A 16,775-nucleotide genomic window follows, 5' to 3' on the forward strand; every position below is an offset into this window, starting at 1 on the left:
ACGACAGCTGTTGTAACTGTAGTTGATGACACCGCAATCATTACACACCTGCTCATGACCACCCAAAGTGGCCGTTCGACACTGAACAATATTGTACAAAACCTTGATTTGTTTGGGCGATAGCTCACCGCTCTGCAACAAGGATTTCCCAAATTGACGGACAATGTGAGCCAACTCATGCTTGCTTATGCAGTGCTTTTCCATAAAGTGTGTCTAAAGGGCTGTGAGGAGTAATGTGCTGGCACTGGGCTACGTGAAGATATATCATGGTTGTTGAGATGTCGGCATGGCCCAGAAGATCCCTTAGGGTTACGATGTTTAATCCTTGCTCCAATAAATGTGTAGCATAGGAGTGACGCAAGGAATGAAGATTGATACTTTTGGCGATAGAGGTTTTTTTAAGGTTCTCCCGCATTACCCAGGATAGTCCTTTAACGCTGTAGCGTCCATCAGGCTCTTTACCGTTGAAAAGCCAAACAAGAGAATTTTCTGCACTGAGGTATTTTTTGAGTCCTATGACCATTGCAGATGACAATGGAACAATCCGGTCTTTCTTGTATTTGCTCTGGCGAATATGGATGACCATGCGCTCAAAGTCAATATCTGATATCTTAAGATTGATGACCTCTTGCCCACGTAATCCGGCCGAATAGATGAGCGTAAGAATAATTCGGTGTTTAAGCAGCGTAGGAGCTGAAAACAGCATTTTTAGCTCCTGGCGATTCAATACAACCGGTAATTTGGTGTCTTGCTTTAATGAAGGCAGTGCAATGGCCTTTTTGTTCATGCCCAACAAACGGTAGTAATACCTAAGGCCGTAAACCATGTGTTTGAAACTGCTGCGCGAAGGCGCATTAGGGTCGCGTGCCAGGGCTACCAGATACTCGTTAATTTCATCTTCGATGACGTGTTCTGGCAATTTTTCAAAATGAATGACAAACAGAGCAATGCACCTGATGTAATTATTCAGGGTACTGGCGCTCTGGCCACGAAGAACCACCTGATGTTCCAGCTTCAAGGCTCTGTCCTTAAATTCAGGAACCAGAACCATGGCGCGCTCAACAATAGTTAAGCTTGTTTTCTTTCTCATAACTGTATTATTTTAAAGTGAATAATACAGTTATAACGACTTGTGACTAAAAAGATTTATGCTATTTTTGAAAGGAGCTATCCCGGAGGATTTAGTTCAACATCATGTGTAAAACAATAGGGGTTAGATAGTTATGTGACATTTTCTGCCCCGCATCAAATTTTGTAACGGCAGACAACAACGACGCCCGCAAGCCCCCATCGTATGCTAAGGATAAACCAAGTTTTTGACCAGCATTTTATGCTGCAAATTTATATAAATCCACAGATGGAGTTTACCGGTTCACAACTGCTAAAAAAATCGATATACTAAATTCTAATAAAAAGAAATGAATAATGTTTCCAGAAAGAAAGAGGATGTAAGTATGAAGTGGAATATAAATCGTTTAGTCGTGGCCATCCTATTGGCATTTCCTTTATTGCTTTCAGCACTATCGGCCCAAACCTTGAAGGTAAAACAACGCAGCGGCAACCAAACCGCCTACATCTTGAGCAACATACAAAAGATGACTTTTCAAGACGGAAATGTCAACATTCAGGAAAAAGATAATACCACGGTAGTTCATGCCCTCGACGGATTAAGGCATCTCAACTTTTTTGAATCTACTACTACCATTGATAGGGTATTAAAGCAGGAGAATAATGCCAATATGGTTATTTATCCGAACCCTTTCACTGACATACTTAATGTTGATTTAAGAGGCTCAAATGACACAGAAGGCAGTATCACTATCTTCTGTTTGAACGGCAGAGTATTATTAACTCAAAAAAACAATGGTTCGGGGCCGGTCGCATTAAACTTAAGTCATTTACCCAATGGCGTTTTTTTCTGTCGATATACCTCATCTACAGTCAATAAAAGCATTAAAATAATTAAGAAATAAGATAAAAAAATAATGAGAAAGTATTTAACCTTAGCCATAACATTACTTATAAATTGCTGCATTCAACTTTCAACTGTATCAGCTCAAAACGATACCATTTATTTTATGAAAGATGGATTGGTTATTCATAAGCAATCTATTAAAATGGCAGATCTTGACAGTGTAATATTTTATCAGCCTGTTATAGATGCGCCTACAGCCGGGACTTTTATTGACACACGGGATGGGACTGGATACAATTGGGTGAAAATAGGCGACCAGATTTGGATGGCAGAAAACCTGAGATATTTACCAAGTGTTGTTGGCCCTGGAGCAGGATCGCAAACAATTCCATATTATTATGTTTATGATTATGACGGCACTGATGTAACTGATGCAAAAGCATCAGTTAATTATGAGACATACGGCGTTTTATACAACTGGTCTTCCGCTATGGACGGAGCTGCGAGCAGCACAGAAAGCCCTAGTGGTGTGCAAGGCGTATGCCCCTCCGGTTGGCATTTACCAAGTGATGCAGATTGGACAAAATTAACCGATTATCTTGGAGGTGAAAGCGTTTCGGGAGGTAAACTTAAAGAAACCGGAAGAACCCATTGGAACACTCCAAATACCGGAGCAACTAACGAAACCGGTTTTACAGCCCTTCCGGGCGGCGACTGCAACGACATTAGTGCATTCAACTACATTGGCAATTACGGTTACTGGTGGAGTGCTACGGAGGGCAGTAGCAGTAACGCCTGGCAACGAAAAATGCACTACGTTTACAGCAACGTTTTCAGGTCCGAACTCAGGAAGGAGTTAGGTTTATCTGTCCGTTGTCTGAAAGACACTCTTCCCCAACTCACCACCTACACGCTCACCCTCACCACCAATCCTCTTGAAGCAGGCACAACATTTGGTACTGGTCAATATGAAGCAGGTCAAGAAATTAACCTTTCTGCTACAACCAATGCTGGATGGAGATTTTCAGAATGGACCCAAAGCGGAGAAACGATAAGCGAAATAGTGGATTTTACATACACGATGCCTGCAGAAAATATAACACTTACGGCGCGATTTAAGGACAACAGTAAAACAGACATAGTAGAAGTTCTTAACCCTGTAACCGGCCAGATATGGATGGACAGAAACCTGGGTGCTAGTCGGGCAGCAATTAGCAGAACGGATACGGCAGCCTATGGCAGTTTGTATCAATGGGGCAGAGGAGGGGATGGACATGAAAAAAGAACATCCGGAACAACCACAAATTTAAGTAGTGGTGACATACCCGGACATGGCTACTTTATAATTAATGAACAAAGCCCATTGAATTGGCGCAGCACACATAATGCCAATTTGTGGCAAGGTGTTAGTGGCATTAATAATCCTTGCCCGGACGGCTACCGGCTGCCAACTGAGGCAGAGTTAGAAGCCGAACGGATAAGTTGGGAAAGTATTGATTCAGAAGAAGAATTTCTCTCACCTCTAAAGATGCCGGCTGGAGGTGTTCGAAGAAGTGATGATGGCTCAAACCTGAATGTGGGATTCTACGGTGTTTATTGGTCGAGTTCACTGTTTGACATCTATTCGAAGGCACTATACATAAGTGGTACTGGTGGTTTTATCAGCAATAATAGCCGTGCAAGTGGCGCCTCTGTGCGTTGTATTAAGGAATAATTATAGGGTAAGATAATATGAGGAGTGCTATAGCCAGCGGATGCATAGATTTTATCCTCTCACCTGAAAATATAGCCCAGGAAATTATACGGATTATGAAGGCAAGTAAATAAATGAAGCCCGACGTGCAGTTGCCAAAACTGAAAGGAAAAAACCTAAAAAGTTTCCTAAACCTTTACTCTATTATCACTATTTTTACGACGTAAAGGAGGCTGTTCCCAAACGCGCGGTACTTGTGCTGAAAATACGCTTTAACAACAAACCCAACGGTTTTTCCTGCTGAATAAACAATTACAATAAATAATTAGATACATGAGCAAAAAAATTCTTGTCACAGGTGGCACCGGGTATATTGGGTCACATACAGTGGTTGAACTGCAAAATGCCGGGTTTGAGGTGGTCATTGCAGACAATCTGTCCAATTCGAAAATTGAAGTGGTGGACGCCATAGAGAAAATAACCGGTCAACGACCCGCTTTTGAAAAGACCGATTTGTCGAATGCCATCGAGACCAGGGATTTATTTGACAAGCACACGGATATCGTGGCCATTATTCATTTTGCGGCTTTTAAGGCGGTTGGTGAATCGGTACAAAAACCTTTGGAATACTACCAGAACAACCTGAATTCCCTGATCAACATCCTCGATAACATGCGCCGCCTGCAAATTGCCAGTCTGGTCTTCAGCTCAAGCTGCACGGTTTATGGTCAGCCCGACCACCTTCCGGTGACCGAGCAAACGCCCCGAAAGCCGGCCGAGTCACCTTATGGAAACACCAAGGCCATTAGTGAGGACGTGATGCGCGACTTCTGTCAGGTTAACCCTGAAATCAACTGCATCGCCTTACGCTATTTTAATCCTATTGGTGCGCATCCGACAGCCCTGATAGGTGAGCTGCCCCTGGGCGTGCCTAACAACCTGGTTCCCTTTATTACACAAACGGCGGCCGGTCTGCGAAAAGAACTGAGCATTTTTGGTGATGACTATGACACCCCTGACGGTACGGCCATTCGGGATTATATTAACGTGGTAGACTTGTCAGAAGCGCACGTGGTGGCCATTAACCGCCTCATCAAAAAAAATCAAAAGGCCAACTACGAATTTTTCAACGTGGGCACCGGCCAGGGCGTATCGGTGATGCAACTGGTCAAAACCTTCATGGAAGTCACCGGCGTAAACCTTCCCTACACCATTGCACCTCGACGTGCCGGGGATATTGAAAAGATATGGGCGGACACCACTTTCTCAAATAAAGAGCTGGGCTGGGAAGCTAAAAAAACGGTTGAAGAAACCCTGCAATCGGCCTGGGCGTGGGAAAAAAATGTCAGAGGCATTTAAACCAGATCTGAACCCTTTCGTCAAATCATTATTGGTTGGATGGGGATTATTAAGTAATTTGAAACCCATTAAGAAGGAATAGGCTTTTATTACCAATCATTTTAAATGCGCAACAAAGAATGAAAAAAATATTAATAACAGGGGGAGCAGGTTTTATTGGGTCTCATGTCGTTCGCCTAATGGTCAACAAGTATCCAGATTACAAAATCATTAATCTGGATGCTTTAACCTATGCCGGGAATCTTGAAAACCTCAAGGACATTGAGCACAAAAACAACTATGAATTTGTCAAGGGTGATATCACGGACCCCAAGGTTGTTGGCCGTCTTTTCGGCACCAATCAGTTCGACGGCATCATCCATTTGGCGGCCGAATCGCATGTGGACAGAAGCATCAGTAACCCGATGGAGTTCATCAACAGCAACATTGTGGGGACGGTAACCTTATTGAATGCGGCCAGAGAACAGTGGAAGGACAAAATGGAGAGCAAGCGCTTTTACCACATTTCTACAGACGAAGTCTATGGTTCATTGGGAGAAACCGGGCTGTTTACAGAAACAACGGCCTACGATCCCCGCAGTCCCTACTCTGCCTCAAAAGCCAGCTCTGACCACCTGGTCAGGGCTTATTACCACACTTTTGGGTTGCCCATCGTGATCAGCAACTGCTCCAACAACTATGGGCCCAACCAGTTTCCTGAGAAACTATTGCCCCTGGCCATCAATAACATTCTGAACAAAAAACCCATTCCCGTTTATGGAAAGGGAGACAATATCCGCGACTGGTTGTATGTCGAAGATCATGCAGCGGCCATTGATGTGATATATCATGGGGGAAGAAATGGCGAAACCTATAATATTGGCGGCATCAATGAGTGGAAAAACATTGACCTGATTAAGCTATTGTGCCAGGTCATGGACGAGCAGCTGAATCGCCCCAAAGGCGATGCCGAGCAACTGATTACCTTTGTAAAGGACAGATCCGGACACGATCAGCGCTATGCCATTGATTCATCCAAACTGATGAAAGAACTGGGCTGGAAGCCATCCCTGCAATTTGAAGAAGGTCTGGTCAAAACCGTCAAATGGTACCTGGACAACCTCGATTGGATGAAGCGGGTGATGTCGGGCGAATACGAATCGTATTACAATGATCAATACGGCGACCGTTAATAAAACGATCGTGAACTAACCACCAATAAAAAATGCGGCCCGGAGCCGCATTTTTTATACCCATCTTTTGAAAAGTTCCCTGCCCCTACTCCACCGTTACCGATTTAGCCAGGTTACGGGGCTGATCCACATTGCATCCACGCATCAAAGCGATGTGATAAGACAGAATCTGAAGCGGAATTACCGCCAATAGCGGAGAAACAGCCTCGTGGCAATCCGGTATTTCAATGATATGGTCGGCCATCTTGCGAATGATTTTATCGCCTTTGGTGACCACCGCAATCACTTTTCCCTTGCGGGCCTTCACCTCCTGAATGTTGCTCACCATTTTTTCGTAGGACTCGTCATTGGCAGCCAATGCCAACACCGGCATATTCTCATCAATCAGTGCAATAGGTCCGTGTTTCATCTCTGCTGCCGGATAACCTTCGGCGTGGATGTAAGAAATCTCTTTCAGTTTCAGGGCACCTTCGAGTGCCACTGGAAAAAGTAATCCGCGTCCCATGTACAGCGCATTGCTCACATCCTTATAAACAGCGGCAATTTCAGCAATCTTATGCTCCTCCTTCAATATCTCCTCTATCTTTTTGGGCACCTGAATAAGTTCTTTAATGAGATGCTTGTATTCTGAAGCAGACAAGGCCTGACGCTTGCTGCCGAGCAGCAAAGCCATCATCGTTAACACCGTAATTTGTGAGGTAAACGCCTTGGTGGAAGCCACACCTATTTCTATGCCTGCATGGGTATAAACCCCGGCATCCGTTTCGCGCGAAATGGATGATCCTGCGACATTACAGATACCCAGAATGGTGGCATCGGTCTCCCGCACTTTGCGTATCGCGGCCAGGGTATCGGCCGTTTCACCGCTTTGAGAGATGGCAATCACCAAATCATCTTTCTCCAGAATGGGATCCCTGTACCGGAATTCAGAGGCATACTCCACCTCCACCGGAATACGGGCATACTGTTCAAACAGGTATTCACCCACCAAACCTGCATGCCAGGAGGTTCCACAAGCCACAATGATAATTCGGCGTGCTTTGATTAGTTGGGGCATCACATCCAGAATGCCACCCAAAAAAATCTTACTTTCATCCATGGAAATCCGGCCACGAAAAGTATCCTGAATGGTCACCGGTTGCTCATGAATTTCCTTGAGCATGAAATGTTCATAGTCGCCCTTATCAATATGATCGATGGAAAGACTGATTTTTTTAATATCGGGTGTTTTGCTATCATTACCCAAATTTTTTAACTCCAGACTATCCTGACGAATAACCGCCACCTCTTCATCGTTCAGGTAGATGACCTGATCGGTGTACTCAACAATGGGCGTTGCATCGGAAGCCAAAAAATACTCATTATCGCCCACGCCAACAACCAGCGGACTACCCTTGCGGGCTGCAATCAATTGTCCCGGTTCATCTTCGCAGGTAATTACCAATCCGTAAGCTCCCACAACCCGTGTCAAGGCCAGTCGAACCGCCAGCTCAGCAGTGACTTTTTGCTCCAGATAGATGTTCTCTATTAAATTCGCCAACACTTCGGTATCCGTCTCACTTTTAAATTGATACCCTCTGCTCTTCAATTCCTTGCGCAGGTGGGAATAGTTTTCAATTATGCCATTGTGAACCACAAAAAACTTCCCATTCATGGATTGGTGGGGATGGGCATTGACATCGTTGGGCTCGCCGTGTGTCGCCCATCGGGTATGTCCCATTCCAATCGTCCCGGAGATGTCCTGATCCTTGGACAACATCTCCAAATCCTTAACTTTTCCTTTGCATTTATACACATGCGTCTCTCCGTTCAGCAAAGCAATTCCTGCTGAATCATACCCTCTGTATTCGAGTCTCTGCAGCCCCTTAATAAGTATCGGATAAGCGGTTCGCCCGCCAACATAAGCAACTATTCCGCACATAATTATATTCTTTTAGTTTCTGTTATTATTTGGTCCTGGCAAGGCACCCATTTACCGCTGTCTTGCTGACCTCTATTCATAATATTTGACTACTCCACAATGAGCGCAGCCAGCTTCTTTCGGACTTTATCGGCCAATTTGCTTTTCTTATCAATGTGCTCAAGAATATCCTTCACAGCAGGATGAGACGTAAACTCGCCCCGAACATTCTCAAAATCGGTAGCCCGTGTGTCTGCAGAACCATCAATGCCGAATCCGGTTTGCGACTTTAGTGTAAATTCTTTACGGGCATCCTTATACATCATCTCATCCAACAGGACGACGGCATTTTTCCATTCTTCCACAAATCCATCTATTTCATCCCGGCCAGCCACAGCCACATCCAACCCAATTTCCTCCTTCAGCCTGGGAACAATCCAGTTCCAGGCCCAGAAAAAATAGTTCTCTTTCCATTCGCGGTAATAGCCATTAAGGTCAACAATGGACTCAATTTTTCCTTGCTCAAGGTCATTGACAAACTTTAAAACAATTTCTTTAGGCACCAACAAACCAGCCATATCCACCCATTCACCGGAACCCTCCAATCCATCGGATGTCAAGGCCTTACGCATCTCAACATCTGTTTTATACCGTTTCAGCTCCAGCTTTTTAACCAGGCCGTTACCCAGAAATTTTACCAGTCCCAAACGATACAATTGAATGCCCCGTTCAAGCGCTGTGTCAGAAATCTTCACGCTGTTGTACATGTAATATTCAGAGGTCGGCCCCGAAGTCTCCTTCAAATCTTTCAACACCTTAATACCCTGTATCATTTTTTGAATGGAATAGGGACTGAGCAGGTTGAAGACGATCGAGTCGAGCAACTCGGAACTTTTGCGCCGGTCGCGTTTGGGCCATTTACGGGCATCGCGAATGGTACCTATACTTCTTAGATTGACGGCAGGCGCCAGGTGACTTTCATCCCGGTTTTCAATCAAATAGGAGAAGGGCAAATCAGACGTGTCGGGATTGCGATAGTGCCGCCCCATCACCAGAGAAAAAGCACCAATTTTAGCCGGCCATAACAAATAGGAATCGCTGGTGGTCTTTCCGCCACGCTCCACAATTCCCTGATGAATAGGTCCCAGTTTATACATGTGATTACTCTGGTTGGAACCGCTGCCAGCATTCAAAAAGGAATAATACCCTGCAATAAGTAAGGTGGATTTATGATGAGAAACCGTATAAGGTCCGGCAAATATGGAGCAGGCCTCTCCATGAAACCCCTGGCAATTGGCAAAGAAAACCGAATTCTCCGCACTGTATTGTTTTCCCAATACCGTGCCCTGTCCCACAAAGCACTTGGAAATCATGGTAGACTCCGTAACGATGCTGCCACAGGATGTAATGAATTCCTCGGCGATCACTCCGGGACCAATATAAGCCGGATCTTCCTCACAACTATTCACCGATCCGTTGGTCAGGCGGTAAATGCCTTCAATTTCGGCATAAGGTCCGATATTCACGTTTAAAATAGTGCGGCAATTGAGCAAATGCGCTCCTGTTCCAATCTTACCGCGATCCGATCGTGTCTTTTCCACATAGGCATCCACCATATGCATTAAGCGACTAATAAGTTCGGGACGATGGCGATAAAAGGCCATGAGGTAGGCCGATTGCGCAGACAATTCATTGTACATGGCTATTTCCCGCCCCCCTGTTTCATTCAAAACGGCCACCCTGACGCCATTTCCGAAAGCGGAGGGCTCGGTTACCGACAGGGAATCCACATTTTCGATAATCACATCATCACCAATATCGTAGTTAGCGAGATGATTTTTTATCTGACTGATATAAACATTATCACCGATTTGACAATTATGAATGGTCGCATGATACAATCCTGCCATTTTTGGAACACCACCCGGCGAAGTAAAAGACTTCTCAAGCAGACCAATTGAAACACGGCCAGAAAACTGGACATTTCGAATGTTAGAGGCAGAAAAGTCGCTTTTTACCGTGATAAGCGACCAGTCGCGACAAACACAACCATTCCTTTCAAGCTGAGCAATTTCTTCTGTTGATAGATTTCGAAACTTCATTTCCGAATGATTTAATGAAAACAATTCGAAAGTAAGAATATTTAAGAAAAGGGACACCATGCACAGCAAAACGAAACCTTCACACAACAAAACAATGTGCCAGTGTGCCCAATAACAAGGTTATGAAAGACCTATATATTACTCAATCCATTCAAAACCTCACTAAAGCAAAAAACAACTAAAAACGAACTATTCAAAAGGAAATGAAAGATCACCCTTCGTGTATGAGGTCATTCCATTCAGGATGTCTTTTAACGAAAGTCACAATAAAAGGACAAACCGGAATTATCTGAACGCCGTGGTCCCTGCACCACTCAAAAGCGCCTTTGGTCAGTTGAGAAGCCACCCCTTTACCTTTGTGAGCATCAGGAACCAGCGTGTGGACAAAGGCAAAAACATCGGGCTTTTTCACTTTATATTCGATAAAGGCTACAGCACCTTCTACTTCCAATTCAAAACGATGAAGATCTTCTTTATGAACTACCTGTGGCATAATCATTAATTTTAAACGTAAAACGACAAAAAAATGGCCTTACAGGGAAAGATAAACAACAGCCGGCAACAAAGCAATTTTCGGGGCAAAAAACAACAGATCAGATACAGATCCGGCTCCCCAACGGGCTGCCCGACCTCTTACCGTTCCACCGAAGCCTTCCATTGCAAACCTTAAAAAAAAATAGTAAGTTAGTTGCTTAAACCAAACAATCATCTGTCATGGATAACTATTTACTAATTAGTCTTGTTAGCGTTGCGCTATCGCTTTTTTTGCTGATATCTGTCTGGAATATTTTCGAAAAAGCCGGAAAACCGGGATGGACGGCCATCATCCCCATATACAACTTAATCATTCTGCTTCAAATCATTGGTAAGCCCTGGTGGTGGATTTTCCTGATCCTCATTGCACCAATCAACCTCGTCTTCGGCGTTTGGGCAGTCAATTTGCTTTCAAAAAGTTTTGGAAAAGGTGTATGGTACACCGTGGGTATCATTTTTCTACCCTATATTTTCATACCCGTATTAGGATTTGGCGATGCCCAATACCAGGGGGCAGCAGGAAAATAAAACGATTTTTCTACTTGGCCATAAACATTTTTACCGTGTGGGCGATTTGGTCCTGTTTTCCCAAAACATAGACGATATCGCCCTTTTTAAACCTCGTTTCAGCCATCGGATTTTCGACAATCAAATCTGATCGCTTGATGGCAACAACGGTTACTCCGGCGTTTTTTCTAAAATCCAGCTCTGCCAGATTTTTACCGACTACCGGAGAGTGTTCATGGACTTTTAAGGCAGATATTTCTATGTTGGGAAGGTCCTTCATTATTGAAAAGCGCGAAGATTTGACGGATTGTCGCACCACCCCATAATTATCCTTTCTGATGCGGCCAATAATCTGACTAATATCACTCTGCGGAATCAAATATTTGTTCAGCACCCGCTCGAAGACTTCAATGGCCGTTTCAAACTCCTCCGGAATAACCTGGGTAGCTCCTACTCTGTGTAACTCTTCAACGTCTTCGACATATCTGGTGCGGACAAAGATGGAAGCATGCTTGTTTAAATGTCTGACGCGTTCAATAATCGACAGGGCAGTAATCATATCACCTATCGATACCACGATCACCTCGGCGGTTTCCACATGCGCCCTTCGCAGAATGGGCTCATTGGCGGCATCCCCATAAATGATGGTCTCTCCTTCCTCCTGTCTCTTTTTTACTTCTGCCGGATCAAAAGCTATAGCAATATAAGGCAAATGAATATATCCCGCCATGGCCGCAATATTACGGGAACGGGAGTCCTTTCCAATTAACACCAGATGATTCTCCAGAACCGGAATGTCAATTTGCTTAAGGGGAAACATCCCTTCAATCAGCACTTTGGGCAATGGAAAAGAAACCAACCAGGAAGACAGCGGTCGCGACAGCATAATCTGAAAGGGAGTGAGCGACATGGTAGTAACGGCAGTAGCTAAAAACAATTGGTAATAGAAATCTGACACGATGCCGTATCCCAGGCCCAATTGCACCAATATAAAGGAGAATTCACCGACTTGCGCCAGAGCCAGTCCGACCAGTATGAAACCTCTGAAAGTATGCCCGAGCACAAATCCGGTCATGCCCGCCACAAAGGCCTTGATGCCAATCACAACCAACACGGTTATAAAAACAAGCGAAAGATTGTCCACCACAAATTCCAAATCCAGCATCATTCCAATGGAAACAAAAAAGAAGCTGGTAAAAATGTCTTTAAAGGGAATGATATGTCCGTAAATATGGTGACTATGCTCGGATTCAGAAATCATTAAGCCCGCCAAAAAGGCGCCAAAAGCCAGTGACATGCCCAGCTCGTTGGTAAGAAAGGCGATGCCCAGACAAATAAGCAGGACGCTCATAAAATAAAGCTCCTGATTCTTCGTCATCGCAATAATATGTAAAACCCAGGGCATCACCCATTTATGTCCGACATAAACCATAACAATAATGAGAACGGACTTAATGCCCAGATAAAAAATCATGCTGCCTACCCCCTCCGTCTCCCCGCCTAAAAGGGGTGTAAACAGCAACAATGGAACCAGCAGAATGTCCTGAAAAATCAGTATCCCCAAAACCGTCCTGCCATAATTGGAAGTTAGTTCAGATCGATCCTGCAAGACTTTCAAAACCACGGCGGTACTGCTCAGAGCCGTAATAAAACCAATAAACACTGCTCCCAAAAGATCCATCTCATAGCTTCTGGCGACCAGTAAAATGAGAGCGGCAGTAACAAACACCTGCATAAATCCGCCCACAAAAACAACGCGGCGAATTTTTATCAGGTGCTTCAATGAGAACTCCAGGCCTATTGTAAACAAGAGCAAAACAACGCCAATTTCAGCCAGAGTATGGATACTTTCCGAGGAGGAAACAATTCCGGTAAGATGCGGCCCAGCCAAAACTCCGGTCAGTAAATAGCCCACAATGGTAGGCACTTTTATCCGGTTAAAAGCATAATTCACCAGAGTCGACAAGGCAAATATGATAAGAATATCTTTAAGTATCGGGAATTCCATGGGATGCCTGTATGGATATATTGATTAATAGCAATAGCCCCAAAGATAGCCATTATAGAGGAGCAATAGGGAAAAAACATCCAACCTTAACAAATAAAATGTACCGACTTTAAGCAGGCCAACAATCAATTACTTTTTTCTTTACCTCGTCCAGTCATCTTTTTTGTGAGACAAATTGACGATTTTGCATTCACAAATTACTCTGACGCATGCAGACAATCACCGCCAAACGACTCTAGAACAAACCCTTAACAAGCAATCCCCCAAAATAAGCCAAAACCAGACAGCTTTCATAATCCTATTCTGAAACCTATATTTGTTTAAAAGAAAACAATGGGAAACAGAATAATTTGAACCATTTCCTGTTGACGAATTAATTCATTAACATGAACCATTATGAGAAAGAGTTTGATATTGTTGGTATTTGTGCTGTTTGCTCTCCCCAAAATTGCTTTGGCAGATAATGACCCCTGGGAAAAAGCCAAAGAGATACTGGAACAAATTAAAGATCCTGTTTTTCCCGACAGAGATTATGTGATTACTAAAAACGGCGGAAAGCCAGGTGCGAAGCATGACAACACCAAAGTAATCAACCGTTTGATTGAGAAATGTAGCAAAGCCGGTGGCGGTAGGGTCATTATTCCTCCCGGGGAATTTTACACGGGTCCCATTACGCTCAAAAGCAATGTCAACCTTCACCTGCAAGAAGGCGCTACACTCATGTTTTCAAATAACCCATCTGATTATACACCTTTTGTAAGAACGCGCTGGGAAGGGCTTGACGTTATCAATTATCGCCCGCTTATCTATGCCAGTGATGAAACCAACATTGCAGTCACCGGAAAAGGCAAACTGGATGGCAGAGCCGACAACGAAAGTTGGTGGTGGATGAAAGAAAAAAAGGAGTATGGCTGGAAAGAAGGCATGAGCAGCCAATACCAGACCGGTCGCCCCAAACTCATGAAAATGGCGGAAGACAATGTGCCGGTAGAAGAGCGTCTGATGACGGAGGAAGATTTATTGCGCCCCCAGTTCATCAGTCCCATCAATTGCACCAACGTATTGATTGAAGGCGTCACCATAGTAAGAGCTCCCTTTTGGGTCATTCATCCCATTTTCTGCGAAAATGTGACCGTAAGAGGCGTGACCATCTCCAGCCACGGCCCCAACAACGACGGCTGCGACCCCGAATCAAGCAGGAATGTATTGATTGAAGATTGTTTGTTCGATACCGGGGACGACTGTATAGCCATCAAATCAGGACGCAACAACGACGGTCGCAACACGCCCATCCCCAGCGAAAACATCATCGTGCGCAACTGTCACATGAAAGATGGTCACGGTGGCGTAGTGATGGGAAGCGAAATTTCGGCTGGCGTGAGCAACGTTTTTGTAGAAAATTGCACCATGGACAGTCCCGAACTCGACCGGGTCATCCGCATCAAAACCAACACCGTCCGGGGCGGGTATGTGCGCGATGTCTATGTGCGCAACGTTGAGGTAGGCCAGTGCCGGGAAGCCGTTTTTCGCATTGAACTGATGTATGAGCGCCGCGACGGGGATGGTCCGTATATGCCGGACATCAGAAACATCGTTCTGGAAAATGTCAACAGTCAAAAAAGCCGCTACGGGGTATTGATTGAGGGACGCGAGGAAGCCATTGTTGTATCGGATATCCAATTCATCAATTGTGATTTCCACAACGTTGAAATACCCACCAAAATCACAGGTTCAAAAAATATCGAATTCAAAAATGTCAGTTTTACGGTAGATGAAGTAACCACCTACTAAATAAACCGACGATTTTTCCACCAAAACCCCGGGCATATGGTCCGGGGTTTATTTTTTTATAATTGATAGCAAGTGGTTTGCATCTCAAGCATCGTTTTTTAAATATTTTTTTAATCCCGAAGGTTGGATGGAATCAAAGAATACGCTACATTTGCAACCGCAAAAACAAAGTTACAGATGCCGAGGTAGCTCAGCTGGTTAGAGCGCATGATTCATAATCATGAGGTCGGCGGTTCAAGCCCGCCTCTCGGTACCAAATCTACAAAGGGTTGCAGTCTATCAGACTCGCAACCCTTTGTTTTTTTTGCATCAAACGTGCATCAACCAGACCATCATTTAGCGGATCATATCCAAAAGTTGGGTCTAGGCATAAATCTTACACAATCTAAAGAGGAAGAATTTGACATCAACAACGCCTCGGAACTGTCTTCTAAAGTCTTTTATTTTTGCATTGAATGATTCAGCAGCGGCATTCGTACTTCTGCTGTAGAAGTAGTTTGTGATTGTTTGATGATGCGTTTCAAAGGTTCTTCTAATGGTCATAAAAGCGTTAAATCCTGCTTTCTCAATGTCATTAAACCAATGTGCCAGTTTTGTTCTCGCAATATCTGGCTGAATTTTCCAGTTATAGATTTCACAAAGGTTATTGGCAAGTTTATAGGCTTTTCCAATGTCAGGATATAATTCAAATAGTATTTGGGCTCTATTCCATTGAGCGAGTGTCCAGCGTTCTTCAGGTTTAAATAGAAGATATCTGCTTCTTGCCAGCAGTTGTTTTCGGGTATCATCATTGGATAGAACTTCAGGGTGGTATTCAATTCCTTTTGTTTTGGCTTCTTTGTAGGCTTTATTTTCAGCATCTAATGTTTCCCATCTGTGCTTAATGCGGATGTCTTGAACGGCCTCGTAGGCCAGTTTCTGCACGTGAAACCGGTCTGTAACGCGCATGGCACCGGGAAAGCATTTTTTGACAATAAGGTTCATATTTCCAGCCATATCCAGTGTAACCTCTCGAACAATTTTGCGCTTATGAGCCGGGTAATGCTCAAGTATTATTTTGATTATATCACTTGATTGAGTCCCTTTGAACATCCCAACAATAGCTCCTTTCTTTCCTTTCCTGGCCTTGTTGGTAATAATGGTATAGAGCTCACCATTGGACAAAGCCGTCTCATCAATTGTCAGGTAAGGACCGAGATTTTTGGGGTAAATAATGTACTGCTCTGCATGTGCCAGCTGCTTCCAACTGTAGAAATCACTCAGTTTCTCTTTATATTGACGTTGAAAGTTGCGCCCATTAACGCCCAAATAGGTTTCTAGACTCTGACAGCTTATTGCATTAGTATCGACTAATTTCTTTTAAAAAAGCAGCATACTCTGCGCTCATGCGAGTACCCTGTGCTACTAAATTCCAATCTCTTGTAACCTTCTTTGTTTGATTGTCAATCTCCACATCCCATCGACGCCTTTTAACATTTAAGGTTACTAACATATTGCGAATGGGATAATCATTGATCAGGCGAGGCTGCATAAAACCACTTGCCTTGTATTTATGCGTTTTATATTCTTCAGGAATTTTGTTTTTTTCTTCCAGATAAATGGTCAGTGTTTTATCATAGACATATTTTCCGCTTTCGCCTTTTTCCAGACTAACAATACTAAAGTACTCTAGGATCCCTTCTGGAAGTATGAGTTCTAACAACGATTGGTTGATATCTTCTTTCATCTGCATTTAATTATTGAAATGCAAATATGAGATATTTTGAATTTAGACCCAACTTTTGGGCGTGATCC

14 protein-coding genes and 1 tRNA gene are annotated in these 16,775 nt (G+C 43.9%); 7 read left to right on the top strand and 8 right to left on the bottom strand.

Annotated features, from left to right (window positions below):
- On the bottom strand, positions 1–204 hold a 204-nt coding region (locus tag JCM15548_RS21125), incomplete at its 3' end, for a transposase zinc-binding domain-containing protein (protein ID WP_173427658.1).
- Positions 176–1,090 carry a tyrosine-type recombinase/integrase gene (locus tag JCM15548_RS10920; RefSeq protein ID WP_062125245.1) on the bottom strand — a complete coding sequence of 305 codons (915 nt, stop codon included), beginning with the start codon at positions 1,088–1,090 and terminating at the stop codon, positions 176–178. The genes JCM15548_RS10920 and JCM15548_RS21125, both read right to left, overlap by 29 nt.
- A gap of 328 nt (positions 1,091–1,418) precedes the next feature.
- Here JCM15548_RS10920 and JCM15548_RS10925 point away from each other — a divergent pair, with 328 nt between their 5' ends.
- From JCM15548_RS10925 to rfbB, 4 genes are all read left to right on the top strand, one after another.
- Entirely contained in the window at positions 1,419–1,973 is a 555-nt protein-coding gene (locus tag JCM15548_RS10925; protein ID WP_062125248.1) for a T9SS type A sorting domain-containing protein, read from the top strand.
- Positions 1,974–2,117: 144 nt separating this feature from the next.
- A complete protein-coding gene (locus tag JCM15548_RS10930; protein ID WP_162198222.1) occupies positions 2,118–3,629 on the top strand; it encodes an FISUMP domain-containing protein in 1,512 nt (503 codons plus the stop codon).
- Between the two features lie 312 nt (positions 3,630–3,941).
- Complete coding sequence (galE, locus tag JCM15548_RS10935) at positions 3,942–4,967, top strand: UDP-glucose 4-epimerase GalE (RefSeq protein WP_062125252.1); 1,026 nt, start codon at positions 3,942–3,944, stop codon at positions 4,965–4,967.
- 119 nt (positions 4,968–5,086) lie between these two features.
- A complete protein-coding gene (gene rfbB, locus JCM15548_RS10940; RefSeq protein ID WP_062125254.1) occupies positions 5,087–6,139 on the top strand; it encodes a dTDP-glucose 4,6-dehydratase in 1,053 nt (350 codons plus the stop codon).
- 85 nt (positions 6,140–6,224) lie between these two features.
- On the opposite strand, the gene glmS is transcribed toward rfbB, so the two are convergent.
- The 3 genes from glmS to JCM15548_RS10955 form a co-directional block, all read right to left on the bottom strand.
- Complete coding sequence (gene glmS, locus JCM15548_RS10945; RefSeq protein WP_062125256.1) at positions 6,225–8,060, bottom strand: glutamine--fructose-6-phosphate transaminase (isomerizing); 1,836 nt, start codon at positions 8,058–8,060, stop codon at positions 6,225–6,227.
- Positions 8,061–8,149: 89 nt separating this feature from the next.
- Positions 8,150–10,141 (bottom strand): DUF4954 family protein, encoded by a 1,992-nt coding sequence (locus JCM15548_RS10950; protein ID WP_062125257.1) that lies wholly within the window; start codon positions 10,139–10,141, stop codon positions 8,150–8,152.
- Positions 10,142–10,352: 211 nt separating this feature from the next.
- Positions 10,353–10,634, bottom strand: coding sequence for a GNAT family N-acetyltransferase (locus tag JCM15548_RS10955; protein ID WP_062125259.1), 282 nt, complete (start codon positions 10,632–10,634; stop codon positions 10,353–10,355).
- A 221-nt stretch (positions 10,635–10,855) separates the two neighbouring features.
- Here JCM15548_RS10955 and JCM15548_RS10960 point away from each other — a divergent pair, with 221 nt between their 5' ends.
- Positions 10,856–11,203 (top strand): DUF5684 domain-containing protein, encoded by a 348-nt coding sequence (locus tag JCM15548_RS10960; RefSeq protein ID WP_062125261.1) that lies wholly within the window; start codon positions 10,856–10,858, stop codon positions 11,201–11,203.
- Between the two features lie 10 nt (positions 11,204–11,213).
- On the opposite strand, the gene JCM15548_RS10965 is transcribed toward JCM15548_RS10960, so the two are convergent.
- On the bottom strand, positions 11,214–13,190 hold the full coding sequence (locus JCM15548_RS10965) for a monovalent cation:proton antiporter family protein (RefSeq protein ID WP_062125263.1): 1,977 nt from the start codon (positions 13,188–13,190) through the stop codon (positions 11,214–11,216).
- A gap of 396 nt (positions 13,191–13,586) precedes the next feature.
- Between JCM15548_RS10965 and JCM15548_RS10970 the strand changes: the two genes are divergently transcribed.
- Both JCM15548_RS10970 and JCM15548_RS10975 read left to right on the top strand, forming a co-directional pair.
- Positions 13,587–14,981 (top strand): glycoside hydrolase family 28 protein, encoded by a 1,395-nt coding sequence (locus JCM15548_RS10970; protein WP_062125266.1) that lies wholly within the window; start codon positions 13,587–13,589, stop codon positions 14,979–14,981.
- A gap of 179 nt (positions 14,982–15,160) precedes the next feature.
- Positions 15,161–15,237: transfer RNA gene (locus JCM15548_RS10975), tRNA-Met, on the top strand.
- 107 nt (positions 15,238–15,344) lie between these two features.
- On the opposite strand, the gene JCM15548_RS10980 is transcribed toward JCM15548_RS10975, so the two are convergent.
- Positions 15,345–16,289, bottom strand: a complete 945-nt coding sequence (locus JCM15548_RS10980) for an ISAon1 family transposase (protein ID WP_062125268.1) — start codon at positions 16,287–16,289, stop codon at positions 15,345–15,347.
- Positions 16,290–16,320: 31 nt separating this feature from the next.
- Entirely contained in the window at positions 16,321–16,707 is a 387-nt protein-coding gene (locus JCM15548_RS10985; RefSeq protein WP_227625716.1) for an ISAon1 family transposase N-terminal region protein, read from the bottom strand.
- Positions 16,708–16,775: the final 68 nt, after the last annotated feature.

This window comes from Geofilum rubicundum JCM 15548, assembly GCF_000974365.1.
GTDB classification, from domain to species: Bacteria; Bacteroidota; Bacteroidia; order Bacteroidales; family Marinilabiliaceae; genus Geofilum; species Geofilum rubicundum.